The sequence below is a fragment of the Streptomyces marokkonensis genome, from assembly GCF_008312835.1.
Taxonomy (GTDB): Bacteria; Actinomycetota; Actinomycetes; order Streptomycetales; family Streptomycetaceae; genus Streptomyces; species Streptomyces marokkonensis_A.
Genome location: NZ_VSKS01000030.1, coordinates 52,411 through 74,845, shown reverse-complemented (window position 1 = coordinate 74,845; position 22,435 = coordinate 52,411). Strand labels below are relative to the sequence as shown.

Genomic DNA, 22,435 nt, shown 5'->3' with positions numbered 1-22,435 from the left:
GGCATCTGCCACTACGTGCGGCGATCGACTAGCCCGATCTTCACAGCGGGTGGGTTGTTCAGGTACTCGTCGAACAGCGGGTATGCGGGAACCCTGTCCCGCATCCGCTCGTACCAGGTCACTACTCCTGCATTGCATGCCCAACAGAGCAATCCGCGTACACACTTACCGCATGACGTCCCCTTTTCCGGACAGCACTCGTGGTCGTGGTCGAGGTTGAGCCCGTCACCGTCCTCCGCCTCGATGCCGCACAGTGCGCACCTGTGATCCTGGGATGCGAACAACCGGTCCAGCGCGGCGAACGAGATGTTGAACTTCTTCGCTCGGGTGGCCTTCCCCGAGCAAGCGCGGCATGGCGTCCGCGGGGCGCCGCCACGTTGTGCGTCTGTGAGGAATCGGTCACGCGGCAGTTCCTGCTGACAGCAGGTGCACCAGTAGACGCCGCGCGCCAGCAGTGCCGGCATCTGAGCAGTCTCCGTCCGCGTCACCAGCGGCACCAAGTCGCCTCCCCTGCGCTGCATAATGCCGTGGGACACGCACAGTACGTCCCCTCGGGCCGCGTCCTCGGCGCTACGCCGGCACCCGCTCGCCTCGCACGACCCGTCCGGCCTCGATCTCTGTGCTGGAAGGATCGTCAGCTCGCGCCCCGCACTCCGCTGGTAGTAGTGGGTGTTACACAGTTCGCGGCTGTACTGTTGCCGCCCGCACTCTGGCCCCACGCACTTCGCGTTCGGCGGGATCAGCCAAGACCCAACCGCCGTCAGCTCCAACCCGCGCTTTGCCTGCTGGTAGTGCGCGTTGCACATGCCCTTCGCGTACACCTTCGTCGTGCATCCGTTGAAGGCGCACGGCCCGTCTGTCGGCATCCGTTTCTGAAGTGGTGGCAAGTTCCCGCTCCGCCGCAAGCGGTCGTAGTGGTAGTTGCAGTAGCCGCGCGAGTACAGCGGCCTCGCGCAGTCGCCAGCTGCGCATCGGTTACCCATCGAAGCAAGTTTCCATCACTGTGGCATTCCTGTAACAGAGATTGAGACGGTGTCAGATTCTGAGCCATAAATCTAAGCGGTACCTGTTGCTCCGGAACACGAGTCGTCGGCGCTCACCACTCTCGTCGCCATCTGGCACCTCTACGGGGCCACTGACACAACTCTGCGCACCACTGACATCTACTCTGCGCCCGACGTGGACGGATCGCGATCGAGTGGCGGACTCTTCTCGAGGGGACAGTCAGCTCAGGGACAGATCCGCCGATACGGGACTCCGTCGGGGACGTAGCGGTGCCATTCCCGCTCCGTCAGGGACCGGCCCGCGATCGCGCACACCTGGTCGGTGAGGGCGGCAAGATCGCGGAAGACACGGGCGTCCCACAGCCGTACGGTCTGGTCGGAGGCGCTGGTGACGAGAGTGTTCCCGTCCGGGGAGAAGACAGCGGAGTTCACAACGCCGGTGTGGCCGGTGTACAGGGCCACCTGCTGGTGGGTCTCAAGGTCCCAGAGGCGTATGGTGCGGTCTTCGCTGATCGTCACGAGGGTCTTTCCGTCCCAGCTGACGACGACCGATCCGACAGTGGCGGTGTGGCCTGTGAGGGTGGCGAGGCGACGGTGGGTGCGTGCGTCCCAGAGTTTCACCGTACCGTCCTGGCCGCTGCTGACAAGGGTCTCCCCGTCCGGGGTGAGGCCACCGCCTGTGCCATGTCGGCGTGTCCCAGGATGGCCGCGGTGAGGCGGCGACGGCTGACGTCCCACAGCCTGAGCTTGCCGTCACCGTTCGCCATGGCCAGGGTTCTGCCGTCCGGACTGAAGACGACGGAGCGGAGACTCTTGTTGACCGCGTCCAGGGTGCCGAGGCGACGATGAGTCCGAGCGTCCAGCAGGTCCACGGACGAGGACCGGAAGTCGCCGGTCACCAGGGTTCTGCCGTCCGGACTGAAGGACGTCCTCGCCCCAGCCTTGATGGACACCAGCTGCCTGTGGGTGCGCACGCTCCACAGGCGGGTCGTCCCGTCGATGTAACTGCTGGTGGCGAGGGTCCGGCCGTCCGGGCTGAAGCGAAGGGACTGCACGGGCCTGCGGTGGCCTTCGAGGACGGCGACGCGACGGTGGGTACGTGCGTCCCACAGCATCACCGCCGCACTGTCATGGCTGCTCGCGGCGACATACCTGCCGTCCGGGCTGAACTCCACCGAGCTCACCATGCCGCTGTGTCCGGTCAGCCGGCCCCGTGTGCGCTGGGTGCGGGTGTCGTACAGACGTACGGCCCCGGTGGCGTCACTGACCGCCAGCATTTTCCCGTCCGGGCTGTATGCCGCTTGGGGTCTCGCAACGATGGTTTTGGGTTGTGAGCGGTTCGATCCGGCGATCGTGGCCCGTGGCCGCCCCACCCGCATGTCCCACAGCCGGATGGTGCCGTCCTCGGACCCGCTGGCCAGCATCGCGCCGTCCGAGCTGAACGCGAGAGCGTTCACAAAACCGGTATGGCTGGTCAGCCTGGTCACGGCTTTCCGCGCCGGAACGTCCCACAGCCATACGGAACGGTCCTGACTTCCGCTCGCCAGGGTCCGGCCGTCCGGGCTGAAGGCCAGGGCGAACACGGTGCCACTGTGCCCGGTGAGCCTGGCCAGCCAGCGGTACCTGCGTACGTCCCACAGAAGCACCGTGGAGTCGCTCGCCCCCGTGGCCAGCGTTTCGCCGTCGGGGCTGAACGCCAGCGAGTGCACCCAGCCCGTGTGGCCCGTGAGCGTGGCCGTGCGATGTTTCCCCCGGACGTCCCAGAGCTGCACCGAGGACTTGTCGCTGTCGCTGGTCCGGTGGCCGGTGACGGCCACGGCGAGCGTCCGGCCGTCCGGGCTGAAGGCGAGACGGTGGGGCCAGACGCCCTCGTCGCTGCGGTGGACCCGGAGCTCGCCGGTCTTCTGATAGGTACGCGCGTTCCAGAGCTGGACCCTGCCCTTGTTCCCGCCGGTGGCGATCGTGTCTCCGTCCGGGCTGAAGACCGCCGGGGCTCCGACGCCGGTCAGGACGGCGATCTGCTGGTACGTGCGGACGTCCCACACCTGTGCGATCAAGCCGCTGTGGCTGGTGACCAGCGTCTTGCCGTCGGGACTGAACGCCACCGTGAGCACTTGGCTGCCGTGCCCGTCGAGGGACGCCAGTTGCCGGCGCCCGGCCACGTCCCACAGTCGTGCCGTGCCGTCGCTTCCGCTGCTCGCGAGAGTTCTGCCGTCCGGACTGAAGGCGACCGACTCCACCTCTTTGGTGTGCCGGGTGAGAGTGGCTCGCAGGGGTGAGGACACCGTGGACAGGAGCTGCGCGCGCGTTTGCGGGGTCGGGGAGACGTGCTGCGCGGCCAGGGCGAGGCGGGCCGCCAGGGCCGGGTCGGCGTTGGCATACTGCCGGCTCTGCTCGGTCAGGCTGCGGGTGGCGGCCAGGGCGCGCTGCTCGCTGCTGTCGCGGGCGCTGCGGGTGGCCAGGCCGACCGCGACGAGGGCGAGTACGGTGAGTACGGCGAAGCCCGCGAGGGCCAGGCGGCGCCGACGGGCGCGACTCTGCTGGACCTGGTCACTGGCCGCTACGAAGTCGGTCTCTTCGGTGGGTACTTCAGCGGCCCGATCGCGGATCCAGCGCCGTGCCTCCGTGACCTGTTCCCTGGTGAGGGCCAGTGCGGGCGGGCGCCCCTGTTCCTGCCAGGCACGCAGGGAACGGCGCAGCCCTTCCTGCCAGGTGCGGAACTCGCGGTTCTCCTCGATCCAGCGTTGCAGCTGCGGCCACTTCTCCACCAGGGCCTGGTGTGCGAGTTCAGCGGTGTCCTGCCCTGTCGGGCGGCGCGTCACGACGACCAGCCGCGTGCTGGCCAGCCGGTGGATCAGCGCCCAGTCAGCTGCGGAGAACTGGGTGCGGGTGGCGACCCGGCGCGTGTCCGGGCCGCGCTCCCCGGCGTCCAGCTGCTCGCCGGGACGTACGAGCTGGATGAAGATCCGCTCCAGTGCCTGCCGCTCGGTCTCGTCCGCCCATTCCCACAGTCGGTGCTTCGCGTCTTCCGCCAGGGCTCCCTCCACGCCGCCGAGCTCCTGGTACGCGGTGGTGGTCAGCCACCCGCGTTCCTGTCGCCCCCACAGTCGGCTCAGGGCGTACTCGAGCATGGGCAGCGCGGCCGGGCCGGGCGGGGTGTCCCTCAGAATCTGCTCGACCAGGCCGTCGGCGAAGCGGACCCCCGCGAGCCCTGTCAGCGGGCCGGTGATCGCCTCGCGCAACTGCGTCCGCGTCATCGGCTGTACCACCACGGACGTGGCTTCCCATGCCGCACGGATATGAGGGAGCTGCTCGATCTGCGGGAGGAAGTCGATCCGGGCGACGACCACCGCCTGGGCGGGACGGCTGCCGTCCGTCCGGCGGGCTGTCAGAACCCCGAGCATGGCGTCCAGCCGGCGGGCGGTCTCGGGCGAGTCCACAAGGAGCGTTTCGAACTGGTCGGCCACCATCACCAGCTGGGTCCGTCTGCCGTGGTGGGCCAGTGTCTGTTCCACTGCCGTGCGGATGTCCTGCTCGTCGGTGAGCTGCCGGGCCAGCGCCGACCACCGGTCGTGCCAGTCCGTCTGCATGATGTCCGCGTTTCCCGCCGAGGCCAGGGCCCAGGCCAGCAGCTCCTCGGCCGTGAGGCGCAGGCCGTGGGGCAGGCGGGCGATCACGTACCGGTCGCGGTCGAGGTGCGCGAGCAGACCGGCGGCGACCAGTGAGGACTTGCCGACTCCCGAGGGTCCGAGCACGGGCAGGACAGGTACCTGCTGCTCGAGGAGCTCGACCAGCTGCTGCGTCTCGTTCGTACGGCCGTGGAAGACGGCTCGGTCGTGCTCGGTGAACGACAGCAGCTCGCGGTACGGACTGTCGGCCAGCAGCCTTCTGCGCAGTTGGGGCCACTCCCGGGTCAAGGACTCCACGGTGAGGGCGTAGCCGGTCCGGCGCCGCTGGTCCCCCTCGACGGCGACGACAACACCGATGACCCCGCCGTACTCCTCGTCCCACACCGGAGCCCCGCTGAAGCCTCCTGCCAGCGGGAACGGTACGTTCTCGTCGCAGGTGAGCTGCCACCAGCCGGTGCCCTCGCGGCCCTCGATGGTGCCGCGCGTCCAGATGCCGGCGTCCTTGCTGCCGCCTCGTCCCGCGTACTTCGGGAAGCCGAAGGCCCGCCAGCGGTGCCCGGCCAGGTCCTCCGCCTCCACGATGCGCAGGGGCGCAGCACCCGGCGGGGGCTCGTCGCTCAGCTGCAGGACGGCTACGTCGCCGCTGCTGTCACCGGCCACGGGCACGCTGAAGTGCACGGAGGCCGTGGCCGTGGGACGCCCGGGGAGCAGCGGGAAGTCGAGGGTGACCGGCAGGGAATCCGGGAGGGGTTCGTCCTCCGGGAGGCCTGCGGTGGAGGCGACGACGTGGGCGCACGTGAGCAGCAGCCGGTCGGGGATCAGGAACGCCACCCCGACCGGGCGGCCGTCGTGCAGTACCCGGGCCGTCCCGCGCTCCCACGCGGAGTCCGGCTCGCCCCCCGACGTCACCTGCCGCCCTCGGGGCGGCTCCACTCCAGTTCCAGCTTGATGTGAGCGTCCCCGGAGCCCTTCGCCACCACCAGGCCGGCTTCCGCCGTCACCCGCAGTCCGAACTCCGCACGGACGTGATCGGGGCTGCGTGGCAGATCAGCCAGACGCTCCAGCATGGTCGCGGCCACCCGCTGCACCCGGGCCATGCCCGACTCGAACGTGTCGGCGGACGTCTCGAAGAGCTCGTCACCGCGACTTGCCCGGATCACCCCGGAACCCTGCTCGTCGGACAGCTCGACGACGAAGACCTCACCGTCTTCGAACGGGACACTCAGGTACACGCCATGGCCTTTCTGTAGCACCATCAGATTGCTTCATAAATATGGCAGTTGAGCCGTCACGGCCTGACATCGTAGCTGCGGCCTGCAGAGCCGTTCCCCGGTTCAGGAAAACGGCACGGCCGGTCATCTGAAGGGTGCGCGAGTCCATGGCCGATGAGCTCAGGAGCCTGCTCGCGCCCGGCGGACGGCGTGGCCGCAGTGGGCAGGCTCGGAGGGGACGGTGGATCGGTCGAGTCAACGGACGCCTCCGTGATCATCACGCCGTGATAAGTGGCGGGGCCCGACGAATGCTCGGCTCCTTCCTCGACCGGCTTCTGCCTTCCGCTGAGCTGCTTCCCGCTGTTCGTCCGCCCTGGCCTTGTGCTCCTAAGGAGACAACCACTCCCGTGCAGATTCGGCAGCCGAGGCCCCGCCCGCATGCTGCTGCCATGCCGCGGCGAGGCGCACCGATGCAGCAGCAACCTCTCCGTGCCCGTGCTGCTGCCGAAACCCGTGACCCTGTCGATTCCTTCAGGCGGAGGAACCCACCCGCCGCCGGCTCGGCGTCCCCGGCACGCACCCGATCAGCCTGACTGGTGGACCGGCACGGTCACCGTCGCTGGGGCACTTCCACCGGCCTGAAGCCAGGGCCACCTGCGCGATGTCCGGCTCGGACGAGGGCGGAGGACCGGCGAGCGCCGTCGGCGATGCCGGTCGGCCCGGTGAAGTGGACGGCGTACCTCCATCCGTCCGGGTTCCGGTACAGGACGAGGCTGTTCGGCGTCCCGCGGGCGCGCCAGTACGGCCGCCGTTTGCCCGCCATGTCGGCAAGGTCACCGCGGACCCACCGCCCATGCGGCGCGTCCGGCGTCGCCGGGAACGTACGCGCCCCCGGCTGTCCGGCGACAAACGGATGGTCGGGGTCGAGCGTGACGCGGCAGGATGCTCCGCATGACCTTGCCCACTCCCGAGCTGCACACCGCCCGCCTGCGACTGCGGCCGTTCACCGACGCCGACGCGGCGCCGCTCTACGCGCTGCACAGCAGCGCTCACGTGCTGCGTTACTGGGACTCCCCGCCGTGGACCGAACCGGCTCGCGCCCAGCGCTTCATCGCGACCTGCGGGACGATCGAGGAGGAAGGCACGGGAGCGCGGGTGGCCGTCGACCGCGTCTCCGACGGCGCGTTCATCGGCTGGTGCGGCCTGACCCGCTGGAACCCGGACTTCCGCAGCGCGTCCCTGGGCTACGTCTTCGACGCCGCCGCGTGGGGCCACGGCTACGCCACGGAGACCGCGCACGCCGTCCTGCAGTGGGCGTTCGAGACCCTGGACCTGAACCGTGTCCAGGCCGAAACCGACACCCGCAACCTGGCGTCCGCCCGGGTCCTGGAGAAGCTCGGCTTCGTCCGCGAAGGCACCCTCCGCGAGGACTGCGTCGTCAACGGCGACGCCTCCGACTCCTGGGTCTTCGGCCTCCTCCGCCGCGAGTGGCACCCGACGGCCGGCCGCTAGGACCGAGACCTGCCCGCCTTGCGGTCCGCACCCCACCGAGGTCGTCGTGGGCCGCTCCGGCGGGCTCGACGTCTGCGCGGACCATCCGGGCCCACTGCCCCGACTTCGCACCGGCCGTACTGCACATGGCGTCCGTTCGTGTCTCCAAAGCGCTAACGCCGGCGTGTCCTGACATCGCGTCGGGCGCGCCGGGAAAGGCCTAAGTCTCCTCGGCAGCTTCGCCGCCCCGAACGAAGGAGACGTACCGAATGGTCCCCAGTCACGTCCGGACCGTGCGCCGGTCGGCCCTCACGGCACTCGGCGCCCTCGTCCTCGCCGGACTCCCCTCCGCCGCGGCGGCCGACCCCATACCCGTGGCGGGGCCGGCGCCCAGCGCGGCGCAGACCCTCGGCGCCGACCGGCCGTCGCCCCATTTGCTCGGCGCCCTCCAGCGCGACCTGGGCCTGAACGCGGAGCAGGCCTCGCAGCGGCTGGTCAACGAGGCGGAGGCGGGCACCCGCGCCGGACTGCTGCGCAACGCCCTGGGCGAGCGGTTCGCCGGTGCCTGGGTGCGCGGCGACACCGCCGCGGAGCTCATGGTCGCGACCACCGACGCCAAGGACGTGGCGGTCATCGAGGCCCGGGGTGCCACGGCGACGGTGGTCGGGCGGACGCTGGCCGAACTGAAGGCGGTCAAGGCGAAGCTGGACGCGGCGGCCACCCGCGTCAAGTCCCTCGAGGCACCCGTCTGGTACGTGGACGTGGTGAAGAACCGGATCATGGTGCAGGCGACCAGTCAGGCGGCCGGCACGGCCTTCGTGAGGGCCGCGGGGCTCGAGGGCGAGGACATCGGCGTCCGCGTGACGACGGAACGTCCGCGACTGCTCCAGGACATCACCGGCGGTGACCCCTTCTACATCAACGACTCCGCGCGCTGCTCCGTCGGCTTCTCCGTCACCAAGGGCGATCGGGCGGGTTTCGCCACCGCCGGTCACTGCGGCAGTCAGGGGGCGACCACCACCGGGTACGACCGCACCGCGCAGGGCACCTTCCAGGCGTCCACGTTCCCCGGCAAGGACATGGCGTGGGTGGCCGCCAACGACCAGTGGACGCCCACGCCCGACGTGAAGGCGCAGGGCGGTCAGGAGGTGCAGGTCACGGGCTCGGCCCAGGCGCTGGTCGGGGCGTCGGTGTGCCGTTCCGGCTCGACCACCGGGTGGCACTGCGGGACCATCCAGCAGCACGACTCGAGCGTCCGCTACGCCGAGGGCACGGTCGACGGGCTGACCCGGACGACGGTGTGCGCCGAGCCCGGGGACTCCGGCGGGCCGTATGTCACGGGCGCGCAGGCGCAGGGTGTGACCTCCGGCGGTTCCGGTGACTGCACCTCGGGAGGCACGACCTTCTACCAGCCGGTGAACCCGATCCTGAGCGACTTCGGGCTCACGCTGACCACCGCGGCCGCGCTGACCACGCCGGGCCGGCAGGAGGGCGGCGTGCAGGCGTGGACGGCGGGCCGGGTGTACGAGGCGGGGACGACGGTGACCCGCGACGGTGTGACGTACCAGTGCCTGCAGACCCACCAGGCGCAGGGCGCGTGGGCGCCCGCCGGCACACCGGCGCTGTGGCAGCGGCTGTGACCGGATGACCGGCACGGCGCCGGCGGCGGCCCCCGGGGGCCGCCGCCGGCGCCGTGCCGTTTCCGCGCGAGGTCGCGCCACCGCTCCGCGAGCAGGGCGCAGGCCGTGGCGGGGAACGGGTCGTGGGGGCGGAAGCGGCGGGTGCAGAGGCGGCCAGGGCGGTGCCGGTGTCGGGCCGGAAGCCTAGGAAGGCCTGGCTGGCCGGGAGTGGCCCCGCTGTGGAAGTACAGGGGCCCGCCGTCCGTCGGGTGACGGAACCAGGCGACGGTGTGCACGTGCCGGTTCGCAGGGCGGTGTCACGGAGGGCGGGGGGCCGCAGCAGCCGATCGGCCATCAGGTCCGCCCACGGGGTTCCGGTGGCGGCGGCCAGGGCGTGTTCAAGATCCCTCAGCCGGGACCTGGCTCACCTGTCCACAGCCCCCCACCCACGACAGAACAGCTAACCGGCGGCCGGGCGTATTCCCGAAAGGAGAACGCCGCTGTGCGGACGCGTGGGGACCCGGTTCAGCGGGATCGTCAGATTCTGCTCCGGCACGGTGTACTCCATCCGGGCGAGCCGCCCCGCGAGCGCCTCCAGTACGCCGACGGTGATGCCCTCGCCGGGGCAGCGGTGGCCCGTGGCCGGGTCGCCACCGCCCTGCGGGATCAGTTCGTCGCGTTCCACGGGCCGTTGGAGGAAGCGCTGCGGGCGGAAGGCGTACGGATCGCCCCACAGCGACTCGTCGTGGTTCTGCCCGTACACGTCGAGCACCACCAGTCCCCCGGCCGGGATCCACTCGCCCCGCCAGTACAGGTCGCGCGCGGCCAGGCCGCCGAGGAAGGGCACGAACGGGTAGAAGCGGCGCACCTCGTGCGCGAAGGCGGCGGTGAACGGGAGGTCCCCGTCCGCCAGGGGCCCCCGGTGCTCCGGCCAACGGTGCAGGGCGTGCGCGGTGAAGGCGACGAACCAGGCGACGGCGGTCGTCGGGCGGACGACATTGAGCAGTTCCACCGCGGCCGTCTTCTCGTCGAGCGGCTCGCCGTCCGCGTCGCGGTGACGGCACACCAGGTCGAGCACCGAGTCGGCGGGCGCGGTGACCGCGCCGGAGCGCACGTCGCGCACCAGCCGGCCCAGCCGGTCCTCCTGCCGTGCGCGGGCGCGCCGGGCGCGCAGATGGCGCGGTCCGGCGGTGGCGAAGCCGTCGACCATGGCGATCATGTCGCGGGCCGTCGTCTCGGCGCCGGCGTCGTCCAGCGGTATGCCGGCCCACCGGTGGACGCCGGTGGCGAGCACCGTGCTCGCCTCGTCGAACAGCACGACGGAGCCGCGCCGGCCCCATGCCGGTACGGCCTCGTCCCAGGCCGCGGTGACGTGGTCGACGAGGCCCGCGACACGGCCGGGCTCGAGCAGCGGCAGGAACAGGGACTTGCGGGCGCGGTGGGCGGGGCCGTCGAGGGTGTGCACGGCCTCGTGGCCGAACAGGGTGGCGAGTACGGGTTCGGGGATCGCGCGGTGCCGGTGCACGTTCTCCTCGTCGTAGAAGAACCGCACCGCCTCTGGCCCGCGCAGGGCGAGTGCGGGGCGGCCCATGATCCGGGTGCGGACCACGGGTCCCGTGGCGTCGCGCATCCGGTTGGGCAGCCAGGCGTAACCCTCGGCCAGCAGGGGCAGGGTGCGGTCGATCAAGGGGCGGCTGAGTACGTCCATGGCCGCCGGGTGCCCGGCCGGCTCCCCCGGACACTCCGGCGACGGCCAGGACACCCGTACGGGTGCGGCCGAGGCCACACGCCGCGGGAGGCACGCGTCACATCGGGCGGGGCGGGGGGGCCGTCGGCGTTCCGTGCGGCGGCCACCCTCCACCACGCGTTCCTCCACAGCCGCCTCGGCCCGGACGCCACCCTCGTGGCCTGACCGCGGGCCCCCGAAGGGCGCACCCGGGTGGACATCGGGCGGGCTCCCGGGCGCGCCGTCCGTCGGGGCCCCCTCACCGCTGCCGAGCCTGCCGGCGCAGCGCGGGCCGCACCGCGCTCACGCTCCGTGATTCACCGGTTTGCAGTAGGCGACCGTGCCGCGGAGGGAGCGGCGGCTCAGGCTGGTCGAGGGGTCGACGGCCTCGGCCCAGGTGCCGGACACACCGTGTCGGCCCGGACACCGACGCCTCCGACGGAGGGCTGAACGACATGACCACCGCCATATCCCGGAACTGGGAGCACGTCGTCGTCACCGGCGGCGCCGGATTCGTCGGCTCCCACCTGTGCACCGCCCTGCTGGACGCGGGCGCCGCCGTCACCTGCGTGGACGACCTCAGCACCGGCCGCCCGGAGAACGTCACCCCGCTCCTGGAACGGTCCGGATTCACCCTCGTACGGGCGAACGTGGCCGAGGGGCTGCCGGTCGACCGGCGGCCCGACCTGGTCCTGCACTTCGCCTCCCCCGCCTCACCGGCGGACTATCTGCGGCTCCCGCTGCACACCATGGACGCCGGCAGCCTCGGCACCCGCAACGCCCTGCGGCTCGCCCAGGAGTGCGAGGCCCGCTTCGTCCTGGCCTCGACCTCGGAGGTCTACGGGGACCCGCGCCAGAACCCGCAGGACGAGCGCTACTGGGGCAACGTCAACCCGGTCGGCCCGCGCAGCGTCTACGACGAGGCCAAGCGGTTCGGTGAGGCGTTGACCACCGCCCACGCGGACGCCCACGGCACCGACACCTGCATCGTGCGGCTGTTCAACACCTACGGCCCGCGGATGCGCGGCCACGACGGCCGCGCCGTGCCGACCTTCGTCCGGCAGGCCCTGGCCGGCGAACCCCTCACCGTGACCGGTGACGGCCGCCAGACCCGCTCTCTGTGCTACGTCGACGACACCGTGGCCGGCATCCTCGCGGCGGCCGCACACGGCATGCGCGGGCCCGTCAACATCGGCAACCCCGATGAGATCACCATGCTGGAGCTGGCCCGGCTCGTCGTCCGGCTGGCCGGGTCCGCGTCCGGGATCCGCTACATCGAGCGCCCGGTGGACGATCCGGCCGTGCGCTGCCCCGACATCACGCTGGCCCGCGACAAGCTCGGCTGGGAGCCGCGGGTGGACGCCGAGGAGGGGCTGCGCCGCACGATCGCCTGGTTCCGCGCCGAAGCCGGTCACTGAGCACGGCGTTCCCGCCCAGGACACGCGGCCCGCAGGCCGCCCCCGATCCGCGAAAGGCCGCCCGCCATGCGCATCCTCGGAATCAACGCCCTCTTCCACGACCCCGCCGCCGCCCTGGTGATCGACGGGCGGACCGTCGCCGCCGCGGAGGAGGAGCGGTTCACCCGGCGCAAACACGGCAAGCGACCGCTGCCCTTCTCCGCCTGGGAGCTGCCCGAGAAGGCCGCCGCCTGGTGTCTGAAGCGCGCCGGACTGCGCCCCCAGGACCTCGACGCGGTCGCCTACTCCTTCGACCCCGCGCTCGCCCGCCCCGCCGACGCGATGGGCCTGGACGACCCGTGGGACCACCTGCGGCTCACCTACGCGCGGGAGGCACCCGGCTTCCTGCGGACCGCGCTGCCGGGTCTGGACCCCGCCGCCGTCCGCTTCGTACCGCACCACATGGCGCACGCCGCCTCCGGCGCCTTCGCGGCACCGGACGCGGGCGACAGCTCCGTCCTCGTGCTGGACGGCCGCGGCGAGCGCGCTTCCCACCTCGCCGCCCGCCGGGTGGGCGACAGGCTCGATTCCCTGCGCGCGCAGGACCTCCCGCACTCGCTCGGTCTGGTCTACGAGGAGCTCACCGAACACCTCGGGTTCCTGCGGTCCTCCGACGAGTTCAAGGTGATGGCCCTCGCCTCCCACGGCACACCGCGCATGCTGGCCGAACTGCGCCGCCATGTGTACCCCACGGGCGACGGCGGCTTCCATGCCACGGGAGTGCCCTGGCACGAGCTGTGCGCGCCGCGCGGCCCGGACGAACCGTGGACCCGGGACCACGCCGACGTCGCCGCCGGCGCGCAGGCCGTGCTGGAGGAGACGCTGCTTGACCTGGTGCGCTGGCTGCACGGCCGCACCCACGACTCCGTGCTCACCCTCGCCGGGGGCGTCGCCCTGAACTGCGTCGCCAATTCCCGTATCGCCCGCGAGGGCCCGTTCTCCCGGGTGTGGGTGCAGCCGGCGGCCGGTGACGCGGGGACCGCTCTGGGCGGCGCCCTGCTGCTGTCCGCCGCGGCCGGCGACGGACCGGAGCCCATGACCGGCGCCGACCTCGGCCGGGACTGGTCCGACGCGGAGCTGGGGGCGTGGCTGAAGACGGCCGGCGTGCCCTTCGAGCGGCCGTCCGACATCGCCGCCACCGTGGCCCGGGCACTGGCCGACAACGGCATCGTCGCCTGGTTCCAGGGCCGCAGCGAGTACGGCCCCCGGGCGCTCGGCCACCGCTCGCTGCTGGCCCATCCCGGGCACGCGGGCAATCTGGAACGGCTCAACGACGTGAAGGGACGCGAGCAGTTCCGGCCGGTCGCGCCGATGGTGCTCGCCGACCGGGCCGCCGGGATCTTCGACGGCCCGCTGCCCAGCCCCTACATGCTGTTCGTGCACGACGTGGCCCCAGCCTGGCGGGACCGCATCCCCGCCGTGGTGCATGTCGACGGCACCGCCCGCATCCAGACCGTCGATCCGGCGCGCGAGCCCCTGGTGGCGCGGATGCTGGGCGAGTTCGAGCGGCTCACCGGGCTGCCGGTGGTCGTCAACACCAGCCTCAACACGGCGGGCCGTCCCATGGTGGACGACCCGCGCGACGCCCTGGAGTGCTTCGGCTCCTCCCCCGTCGACCTGCTGGCCATCGGCCCGTACGCGGTCCGGCGCGGCGGCTTCTTCCGCTCCGCGGACGAGGGCGAGGTGCTGCGATGACCGGGTCCCCCGCTCCGAGCGGCGAGTACGCCGTGGTGGTGCCCACACTGGGCCGGTCCTGCCTGGGCCGGTGCCTGCGGGCGCTGGCCGATGCGGACGGGCCGGGCCCGGCCCGGGTCGTGGTGGTCGACGACCGCCCGGACCCCTCCGGCGCCCCGCTGACCGCCGCCGTTCCGCCGTCATTGCGCGTGCGCACCCTCGTGGTGCCCGGCGGGGCACGGGGACCGGCCGCCGCCCGCAACACCGGCTGGCGGGCCGCCGGGGACGTGCCGTGGATCGTGTTCCTCGACGACGATGTGGTCCCCGGCCCCACCTGGGCCGACGACCTGGCCCTCGACCTCGCCGGGGCGAGTGTCGCGACCGCCGGGATCACCGCCCGGATCGAGGTGCCGCTGCCCGCCGACCGGCCGCCCACCGACTGGGAGCGCAACACCGCCGGTCTCGCCGGCGCCCGCTGGATCACCGCCGACATGGTGTACCGCCGCCGGGCGCTGGAGGCCGCCGGCGGTTTCGACGAGCGGTTCCGCCGGGCCTTCCGGGAGGACGCCGACCTGGCGCTGCGGGTGCTCGACGCCGGCTGGACGCTGGCCGAGGGCCGCCGCACCACCACCCATCCGGTACGGCGGGCGGGGCGCTGGGTCTCCGTGCGGCTCCAGGCGGGCAACGCCGACGACGTGCTGATGTCCCGGCTGCACGGACGGGACTGGTGGCGGCGGGCCGGGGCCCCGCGGGGGCGCCTGCCCGGGCATCTGGCGGTGACCGCGGCGGGCCTGGCGGCCGCGGCCTGCGCGCTGTCCGGGCGGCCGCGGGCAGCGGCGGCCTGCCTCGGCGGGTGGCTGGCCGGGACCACCGAATTCGCGCTCGCCCGGATCCTTCCGGGCCCGCGCACCCCGGACGAGATCGTCACCATGCTCCTCACCAGCACCATCGTCCCGCCGGCCGCGGCCTTCCACTGGCTGCGCGGCCACTTCGCGCACCGCGCGGCACCGCCCCGCCCCCAGCGGTCCGGGGCTGCGCCCGCGTACCCGCCGGCGGCCGGCGAACGGACGCCGTCATGACCCGCCCGCCGCACGAGCAGGGCGAGCGGACCGGGCGAGGAGCCGCCGTATGAACATTCTGCTGTGGCACGTACACGGTTCCTGGACGACGGCGTTCGTCCAGGGTCCCCACACCTACGTCGTCCCCGTCACCCCCGCCCGTGATCCGGACGGCCTCGGCCGTGCCCGGACCTTCACCTGGCCCGGGTCGGTGCGCGAGGCCACGCCCGCGGAGCTGCGGGAGACGCCGTTCGACCTGGTCGTCCTGCAGCGGCCGCACGAGCTCGGGCTCGCCGAACGCTGGCTCGGCGGCCGCCGTCCCGGCCGGGACGTGCCGGCCGTGTATCTGGAGCACAACGCGCCGGACGGCGACGTGCCGGCCACCCGCCATCCGTTCGCCGACCGGGCCGATCTGACGATCGTGCACGTCACGCACTTCAACCGGCTGTTCTGGGACTGCGGCACCACCCGCACCGAGGTGATCGAGCACGGCGTCGTCGACCCCGGCCACCGGTACACGGGCCGGCTGGAGCGGGCCGCCGTCGTCGTCAACGAACCGCTGCGACGCGGCCGGTACACCGGTACGGACCTGCTGCCCGCCCTCGCCGGGGCGGTGCCGCTGGACGTGTTCGGCATGGGCACCGACGGCCTGGCCGGCCGCCTGGGGCTGCCGCCGGAACGGTGCCGCACCGCCGACCTGCCGCAGCGCGAACTGCACGCGGCCATGGCCGACCGCCGGATGTACCTGCACCCGGTGCGCTGGACCTCCCTCGGGCTGTCCCTGCTGGAGGCGATGCACCTGGGCATGCCGGTCCTGGCGCTGGCCACCACCGAGGCGGTGGAGGCCGTGCCGCGCGGTTCGGGCACCGTGTCCAACCAGCCCGACGTCCTCGCCCGGGCCGCCCGGCGTTACCTGGCGGACCCCGCGGCGGCCGCGGCGGACGGGGCCCGTGCCCGGCAGGCCGCCCTCGAACGGTACGGGCTCAAGCGGTTCCTCGACGACTGGGAACGCCTGATCACGGAGGTGCGCTCATGACTTCGGTCCCCGGCCCGCCCGCCGACGACGGACTCGCCCCGGGCGTGCTGTCCGTCGCGCTGGTCTCGGAGCACGCCAGCCCCCTCGCCACGCCCGGCGGAGTGGACGCCGGCGGGCAGAACGTCCATGTGGCCGCCCTGGCGGGGGCGCTCGCCGACCGCGGCCACCGCGTCGTCGTGCACACCCGCCGTGACCGGCCCGACCTGCCCGGCCGCGTGGTCCTGCGCGACGGCGTCGAGGTGCACCATGTGCCGGCGGGCCCCCCGGAACCGGTCCCCAAGGACCGGCTGCTGCCGTACATGGAGGAGTTCGGGCGGCACCTGGCCCGGGTGTGGCGTGCGCGCCCCCCGGATGTCGTGCACTCGCACTTCTGGATGTCGGGGCTGGCCTCGCTGCGGGCGGCCCGGGAGCTGGGGCTGCCGCTGCTGCACACGTACCACGCGCTGGGCACGGTGAAGCGGCGGCACCAGGGGCTCGCCGACACCAGCCCGCCGGAGCGGATCGGCTGCGAGATCGAGGTGGGGCTCGGCTGCGACCGGGTCGTCGCCACCTGCCGGGACGAGGTCGCCGAGCTGGCCCGGATGGGCGTGCCGGCGTACCGGGTCGGCGTCGTGCCGTGCGGTGTGGACACCGACCGGTTCACGCCGGTGGGCCCCGTCGCGCCGCGCGGACCGTTCCGCCACCGGCTGGTGCAGCTGGGCCGGCTGGTGCCGCGCAAGGGTGCCGCCGTGTCGGTGGCGGCGCTGGCCCGGCTGCCGGGAACCGAGCTCCTCGTGGTCGGCGGGCCACCCCGGGACCGCCTCGATGACGATCCGGAGGTGCGCCGGCTGCGCGGTCTCGCGCGGGACGCCGGGGTCGCCGACCGGGTCCGCTTCACCGGCGGGGTGAACCCCTCCCGGGTGCCCGCGCTCCTGCGCTCCGCCGACGTGGTGCTGTGCCCCGCCGACTACGAGCCGTTCGGGATCGTCCCGCTGGAGGCCATGGCCTGCGGCCGTCCGGTGGTGGCCAGCGCGGTCGGCGGTCAGCTCGACACCGTCACGGATCCGGGCACGGGCCGGCTGGTGCCGCCCGGCAACCCGGAGGCGCTGGCCCGGGCCGTGGCCGCGCTGCTCGCCGACCCGGCGGCCCGGGAGGCCTGCGCGGTGGCGGGCCGCCGCCGGGTGCTCAGCCGCTACGGCTGGCCGCGGATCGCCGCGGCCACCGAGGCGGCGTACTGCGAGGTCCTCGACGCGGAGCCGGCCGCGACCGGAACCGGCTGACGGCCCGGCCGCGGTGGCCGCCGACGTCCGATGTTGGAAGGAGGTGCGGGTCCCGCCGCCGTCCTCACCGAGGCGGTGGGCCCGAACAGCCATGACCGAACACCCCGCGCTCGACGCCGCGCATCTGCACTGCCGGTCGCTCCAGGAGGCCCTCGACGGCCTCCGCCGGGACGGCCTGCCCCGGATCGCCGACTGGGGCGGCAGGCTCGCCGCCCACCTCACCGACGGAGGACGGCTGCTGGCCGCGGGCAACGGAGGCAGCGCCGCACAGGCCCAGCATCTGACCGCCGAGCTGGTCGGGCGGTACCGCCAGGAGCGGCGCGCCTATTCGGCCCTCGCCCTGCACGCCGAGACCTCCAGCGTCACGGCCATCGGCAACGACTACGGCTTCGACCATGTGTACGCCCGCCAGGTGATCGCCCACGGACGTCCGGGCGATGTCCTGATGCTGCTCTCCACGTCGGGTCGCAGCGCCAATCTGATCGCGGCGGCGGTGGCGGCCCGGCGGGCCGCGCTGCGGGTCTGGGCCCTCACCGGGCCCGGCCCCAACCCGCTGGCGGAGGCCGCCCAGGAGGCGCTGTGCGTGGACGCGGGCAGCACCGCGACCGTCCAGGAGGCCCATCTCGTCGCCGTGCACCTGCTCTGCGAGTCCTTCGACGCCGCCGTGTCCACGCCGTTCGCGCGGCGCGCGACGACCGTCCCGGGGAGGATGTCATGACCGGTCCCAAGCCCGTCGTGGTCGTGGGTGACGTGCTGCTGGACGAGGACATCGAGGGGGTCGCCACCCGGCTGTCCCCGGACGCCCCCGCCCCGGTCGTCGATGTCACCGGTGACCGCCGGCACCCGGGCGGGGCGGGGCTGGCCGCCGCGCTCGCCGCCCGGGGCGGCCGGGACGTCGTCCTGGTGACCGCCCTCGGTGACGACCCGGCGAGCGAGGCGGTCCGCCGGGACCTCGACGGCCGGGTACGGCTGCTGGAACTGCCGCTGCACGGCACGCTTCCGGTGAAGACGAGGGTGCTGGCGGGCGGACGGCCCGTGGTGCGCATCGACCGGGGCGGCGGGACGCCCGGCGAGCCGGACGACGCGGTCCGCGAGGCGCTCGCCGGGGCGCACGCCGTGCTCGTGGCCGACTACGGCCGGCACACCGCCGGGGCGGTGCGCACGCATCTGGAGGACGTGGCACGGCGCACGCCCCTGGTGTGGGACCCGCACCCCAGGGGCGACGCGCCGGTGCCGGGGGCTCGCATCGTCACGCCCAACGCGGCCGAGGTGGTCGCGCTGTGCGCCGGTGGGCCGGGGCTGCCGGGGTCGTCGCTGGGTGCCTTCGCCGAGCGGGGGGCGGAACTGGCGGAGCGCTGGCGGGCGGCGGGCGTCGCCGTGACGCTCGGCGACCGCGGGGTGCTGCTCACCCGGCCGGGTGGCGGGACACCGATGCTGATCCCGGCGCCGTTCCGGGCCGACGGGGACCCGTGCGGCGCGGGTGACTGCTTCGCCGCGGCGACCGTGGCGGCGCTGGCCGACGGGCTGCTGCCGGAGGAGGCGCTGCAGCGGGCGGTGGCCGCGGCCGCCGCGTTCGTCGCGGCGGGCGGGGCGGGCAACCCGGACCTGTGGCACACGCCGGCCGTTCCCGGGCCCGCGCGCCATCCCGCGGCCGACGCGTTCGAACTGGCGGAGAGCGTGCGGGCGCGCGGCGGGACGGTGGTCGCCACGGGCGGCTGCTTCGACCTGGTGCACGCCGGTCATGTCGGACTGCTGGAGAGCGCGCGGCGGATCGGTGACTGTCTGATCGTTTGTCTCAACTCCGACGCGTCCGTGACCCGGCGCAAGGGCCCGGGCCGGCCGCTCAATCCCGCGGCGGACCGGGCGAGGGTGCTGGCGGCGCTGGGGAGTGTGGACGCGGTGGTGGTCTTCGAGGAGGACACGCCGGAGGCGGTGCTGGGGCGGTTGCGGCCGGACGTGTGGGTGAAGGGCGGCGACTACTCCGTGCAGGATCTGCCGGAGGCGGAGGTGCTGCGCGGCTGGGGCGGGCAGGCGGTGGTACTGCCGTACCTGGACGGGCGGTCCACCACGCTGCTGGCGCGGCGGGCGGCGGATGCGGCTGCGGTCACCCTGCGGTCCGCGGAGGGGTGAGGGGGCGGGGCTTTGCCCCCGGGCCCCCTTCCGGCCCTGGACGGGCCTCGTCTTCGAACGCCGGACGGGCCGTGGGTGCGGACAGAGCTGGCGCCCGGCGGGGATCAGGCTGCCGTTCGCAGGGCCGGGCGGGGGGTGTCCTTCGGGGTCAGCAGGAGGGGGGCGGGTGTGCGGCGGGTGTGGAGGAGGTGGCCTGCCGCGATCGAGCCGGCGATGACGAGGCCGCCGGTGACCAGGGCACCGCGCGGGCCCGCCAGTTCCATGAGGAGGCCGAGGGCCGGCGGGCCGCCCAGGCCCCACACGGTGCCGATGCTTCCCCAGACGCCGAGCACGCGTCCGCGCAGGTGGGCGGGCGGGTCGGTCTGCAGGACGGCCGTTCCGGCGGTGTCGGAGACGGACTCGACGACGGCCATGGGCAGCACCAGCACCAGCAGCACCGCCAGCGACGGTGACATCCCCGCCACCACCTGCAGCAGCGCGCCCGTCGCCGCGAGGGCGCCGACCAGCCGCACGGACGGCCTGCGCAGCCGCGCGCCGAGCACCGCGCCGAGGATCCCGCCGACGGCGAGGACGGTGGACACCGTGCCGAACGCGCTCGCGCCGCCCGCCAGCGGCCCGGTGACCAGGACCGCGAGGGTCAGGCCGTAGTTGCGGCCGAAGACGGCGCTGACGCCGGTGACACCGGCGAGGGCCAGCAGCCGGGGCCGGCGGGCGAAGAAGGCGAGCCCTTCGCGGACGGTCAGGGCGGCCTGCGGGCGCCCGCCCTTCTCGACGACGTGCCGGACCGCCCCCGCCGCCGGGCGCAGGAACGGGATGACCGCGGTCACGAAGAGGAAGGAGAACCCGTTGGCGAAGTAGGCGGCGGCGGTCCCGAGGAACCCGACCGTCACCCCGGCGAGCGCGGCGCCCGCGAGCCGGCCCGCGTTGAAGACCAGCGCGCCCACTCCGATCGCGGAGGGCACGTCCTCCACGGGGACGAGATCGTTGCCGAGCAGGGCGCAGGCCGGGTTGTCGACGGTGGCGACGATGCCGGTGACGGCGGCCAGCACCATCAGGGACGTCATGTCCAGCCGGTCCAGCGCCACGAGGACGGCCGTGGTGAACGCGATCGCGGACAGCAGGGCCTGGCTGACGGCCGCCGTCAGCTTCCGCGGCCAGCGGTCGACCGCCGCGCCTCCGAGGACGCTCATGAGCAGCGCCGGCGCGGCCTGCACGGACATCGACAGACCCGTGGCGGCGGCGGACCCGGTGATCTGCAGGACCAGCAGGTTCTGCACCGTGAGCTGCATCCAGGTACCGGCGTTCGACACGAAGTTCGCGACGGACCACCAGCGCATGCTGCGGTGCCGCAGGGAGCGCCAGGGGGAACGGGACACGGGCGGGGCAGGGGTGTGCGAGGAAGACACGGTGCGCTACTCGGGGACGAGCCGGAGGGCCCGGCGTGAGGGGGCGCGGGAAGGGGGAACGCCGGCTGCGCTGCGCGGCGGCTCCCGGCGCCGGGAATGGGCGCGGACCATCGTGGCAGAAGGGAGCGCCGAGTCGGTTCCGGGCAGCCGGGCACCGGGCGGTCCGGTGGGTCAAATCTGCTGCGGTACCGGGGATTTGGGTCAGTGAGTGGGGTTGATCACAGCGGTCCTGGGGGAGCGCCCGGGGCGAGCGGGCACGGGTGAGGGCCCGTCGCGGCGGCGACGGGCCCTCACCTGCGGCCTCAGCCGATCCTGCCGCGTCCGCTCAGCCCGTCGCGGAGCCGGTCGACCATGCCGGCGCCCGGTGCCGGCAGCTTGTTCGCGGGGGGCTTGTCCGGGGCGGCCGGGTGCGGCCGGGTCGGGGCCGTCTTCTTCGCCTGCCGGACCTTGTCACCGAGCTGGTCGAGTTTCTCCGGGGCGCAGGCGGCACGCAGTCGCGGGAAGAGGTTCCGCTCCTCGTCGGTCCTGCCGAAGAGTGCCTCGACTTCCCGGTGGCCGGTCATCAGTTCGTCGATGAGGTCGCTTCCGTGTCCCATGTCCCTCACCTCCGGTCGGTGGTGTCACCCGGCCGGGTCCACTCCGCTCCCGGGTCCTCGCGCCGCCGGGGGGCTGACGCGGCCGGTGCGTCAGCAGGACAGCTTGGCCCGGACGCGGCCGGCGAGGGCCGCGGGACCGGCACCGGCCCGGACGGAGTGGCGCACGAGGTGGGCGTCGCGCCGCAGGTCGTGGGCGGCGTGCCGGCTCCGCCACAGCAGCGAGGGGGACGAGCCGGTGTCGTCGGCGGCGATCAGCAGACCGCCGAGCATGGAGAGGTTCTTGAGGAAGTGGATGCGCTGCTGGGCCTTCTGGCCGGGATCCTCCTCCTCCCAGAAGCGGTGCGCGGCCAGGGTGGTGGGCACCAGCGTGACCGCGATCGCGAGCGCGGCCGGGCGTGACATGCGTCCGGTGGCCAGCAGCAGCCCGCCCACGACCTGGACGGCGCCGCTCAGGCGCACGGCGTCCTCGGTGCGGTCCGGCAGTACCGAGACCCGTTCGGTGACGGGCTGGACGACCGACTCGGCGATCGGTGCGACGTTGCGGGGACTGCGCAAGGAATCCAGCCCGCCCGCGACGAACATCGACGCCAGCATCGGCCGGCCGAGGACACGCAACAGACTCATGGACTACTCCTGTGTGTCGGTGGTGCGGGTTCGCCGGGTTCCCCCGTGGGCGGGGGCCATTCGACGTGCCGTCACCAGAACCGGGTGGTGAGTGCGGGCTGGTGGACCGCCTCGACGGCGTCGCGCAGGCACAGTGCGACACCGATGGTGGCGCGCAGGACCGACGGCCGTACGCTCTGGGCCGTCTCCGTGGCCAGGACCAGCAGACAGCCCGCCGCCTGTTCGACCACGGAGACCGGGAAGGTGTAGTCGCTGTCGGCGGCCGCGCGGAACGCCTTCAGCGGGATTCCGGCTCCGTCGACCGTCCGCCGGGCGGCCTGCTCCAGGTGCTGGGCGGCCTGTTCGCAGAGCGAGGCGGGCAGGGTGAGGGTGCGCTGGAACGATGAACTCGTCATGCTCCCAGTGCTCCCCCGGCGTGGCTCCGTTCGATCGGTCGGAGCCGGGATTTCACCGTCCTGCGCGAGCGTTCGGCGGCGGGGGCGGCCGGGACGTACCCGTACCCTGGGCATCCCGCG

Annotated in this window: 16 protein-coding genes and 3 pseudogenes; 9 read left to right on the top strand and 10 right to left on the bottom strand. The window is 73.5% G+C overall.

Annotated elements, in window-relative coordinates; all coding sequences use genetic code 11:
- Nucleotides 1-11: 11 nt before the first annotated feature.
- From F1615_RS37250 to F1615_RS33565, 4 genes and pseudogenes are all read right to left on the bottom strand, one after another.
- A complete protein-coding gene (locus F1615_RS37250; RefSeq protein WP_167533935.1) occupies nt 12-464 on the bottom strand; it encodes an endonuclease domain-containing protein in 453 nt (150 codons plus the stop codon).
- A gap of 765 nt (nt 465-1,229) precedes the next feature.
- A pseudogene (locus tag F1615_RS36660) lies at nt 1,230-1,643 on the bottom strand (WD40 repeat domain-containing protein); the annotation flags it as partial.
- Nucleotides 1,622-5,542 (bottom strand): trypsin-like peptidase domain-containing protein, encoded by a 3,921-nt coding sequence (locus F1615_RS36655; protein ID WP_244328940.1) that lies wholly within the window; start codon nt 5,540-5,542, stop codon nt 1,622-1,624. The pseudogene F1615_RS36660 and the gene F1615_RS36655, both read right to left, overlap by 22 nt.
- Nucleotides 5,539-5,889, bottom strand: a complete 351-nt coding sequence (locus F1615_RS33565; RefSeq protein ID WP_244328939.1) for a CU044_2847 family protein — start codon at nt 5,887-5,889, stop codon at nt 5,539-5,541. Before F1615_RS33565 ends, F1615_RS36655 begins: the two co-directional genes overlap by 4 nt.
- A 906-nt stretch (nt 5,890-6,795) precedes the next feature.
- Here F1615_RS33565 and F1615_RS33560 point away from each other — a divergent pair.
- The gene (locus tag F1615_RS33560) at nt 6,796-7,356 is read left to right on the top strand and encodes a GNAT family N-acetyltransferase (RefSeq protein WP_149552817.1); all 561 of its coding nucleotides are present in this window, start codon (nt 6,796-6,798) and stop codon (nt 7,354-7,356) included.
- A 248-nt stretch (nt 7,357-7,604) separates the two neighbouring features.
- Complete coding sequence (locus tag F1615_RS33555) at nt 7,605-8,975, top strand: trypsin-like serine protease (protein WP_149552816.1); 1,371 nt, start codon at nt 7,605-7,607, stop codon at nt 8,973-8,975.
- 83 nt (nt 8,976-9,058) lie between these two features.
- Here F1615_RS33555 and F1615_RS36650 read toward each other — a convergent pair.
- Together F1615_RS36650 and F1615_RS33545 are read right to left on the bottom strand one after the other, a co-directional pair.
- Nucleotides 9,059-9,259, bottom strand: a pseudogene (locus tag F1615_RS36650) (penicillin-binding protein); the annotation flags it as partial.
- Between the two features lie 155 nt (nt 9,260-9,414).
- The gene (locus F1615_RS33545; protein WP_149552815.1) at nt 9,415-10,662 is read right to left on the bottom strand and encodes a cytochrome P450; all 1,248 of its coding nucleotides are present in this window, start codon (nt 10,660-10,662) and stop codon (nt 9,415-9,417) included.
- A gap of 473 nt (nt 10,663-11,135) precedes the next feature.
- Here F1615_RS33545 and F1615_RS33540 point away from each other — a divergent pair, with 473 nt between their 5' ends.
- The 7 genes from F1615_RS33540 (at nt 11,136) to rfaE2 (ending at nt 19,294) form a co-directional block, all read left to right on the top strand.
- On the top strand, nt 11,136-12,098 hold the full coding sequence (locus F1615_RS33540) for an NAD-dependent epimerase/dehydratase family protein (RefSeq protein WP_149552814.1): 963 nt from the start codon (nt 11,136-11,138) through the stop codon (nt 12,096-12,098).
- Between the two features lie 66 nt (nt 12,099-12,164).
- The gene (locus tag F1615_RS33535) at nt 12,165-13,832 is read left to right on the top strand and encodes a carbamoyltransferase family protein (protein ID WP_149552813.1); all 1,668 of its coding nucleotides are present in this window, start codon (nt 12,165-12,167) and stop codon (nt 13,830-13,832) included.
- Nucleotides 13,829-14,890, top strand: a complete 1,062-nt coding sequence (locus F1615_RS33530; RefSeq protein ID WP_149552812.1) for a glycosyltransferase family 2 protein — start codon at nt 13,829-13,831, stop codon at nt 14,888-14,890. The genes F1615_RS33535 and F1615_RS33530 overlap by 4 nt, the downstream gene beginning before the upstream one ends.
- A gap of 49 nt (nt 14,891-14,939) precedes the next feature.
- Entirely contained in the window at nt 14,940-15,905 is a 966-nt protein-coding gene (locus F1615_RS33525) for a glycosyltransferase (protein WP_149552811.1), read from the top strand.
- Nucleotides 15,902-17,164, top strand: a complete 1,263-nt coding sequence (locus F1615_RS33520) for a glycosyltransferase (protein ID WP_149552810.1) — start codon at nt 15,902-15,904, stop codon at nt 17,162-17,164. Before F1615_RS33525 ends, F1615_RS33520 begins: the two co-directional genes overlap by 4 nt.
- Nucleotides 17,165-17,255: 91 nt before the next feature.
- Nucleotides 17,256-17,882 carry a D-sedoheptulose-7-phosphate isomerase gene (locus F1615_RS33515; protein WP_149552809.1) on the top strand — a complete coding sequence of 209 codons (627 nt, stop codon included), beginning with the start codon at nt 17,256-17,258 and terminating at the stop codon, nt 17,880-17,882.
- A complete protein-coding gene (gene rfaE2 / locus F1615_RS33510; RefSeq protein ID WP_149552808.1) occupies nt 17,879-19,294 on the top strand; it encodes a D-glycero-beta-D-manno-heptose 1-phosphate adenylyltransferase in 1,416 nt (471 codons plus the stop codon). Before F1615_RS33515 ends, rfaE2 begins: the two co-directional genes overlap by 4 nt.
- Nucleotides 19,295-19,398: 104 nt before the next feature.
- Here rfaE2 and F1615_RS33505 read toward each other — a convergent pair whose 3' ends face one another.
- The 4 genes and pseudogenes from F1615_RS33505 to F1615_RS33490 form a co-directional block, all read right to left on the bottom strand.
- Nucleotides 19,399-20,631 (bottom strand): MFS transporter, encoded by a 1,233-nt coding sequence (locus F1615_RS33505; RefSeq protein WP_149552831.1) that lies wholly within the window; start codon nt 20,629-20,631, stop codon nt 19,399-19,401.
- Between the two features lie 371 nt (nt 20,632-21,002).
- A pseudogene (locus F1615_RS33500) lies at nt 21,003-21,278 on the bottom strand (hemerythrin domain-containing protein); the annotation flags it as partial.
- Between the two features lie 108 nt (nt 21,279-21,386).
- The gene (locus F1615_RS33495) at nt 21,387-21,920 is read right to left on the bottom strand and encodes a DoxX family protein (protein ID WP_149552806.1); all 534 of its coding nucleotides are present in this window, start codon (nt 21,918-21,920) and stop codon (nt 21,387-21,389) included.
- Between the two features lie 71 nt (nt 21,921-21,991).
- Nucleotides 21,992-22,315, bottom strand: coding sequence for a hypothetical protein (locus F1615_RS33490; protein WP_149552805.1), 324 nt, complete (start codon nt 22,313-22,315; stop codon nt 21,992-21,994).
- Nucleotides 22,316-22,435: the final 120 nt, after the last annotated feature.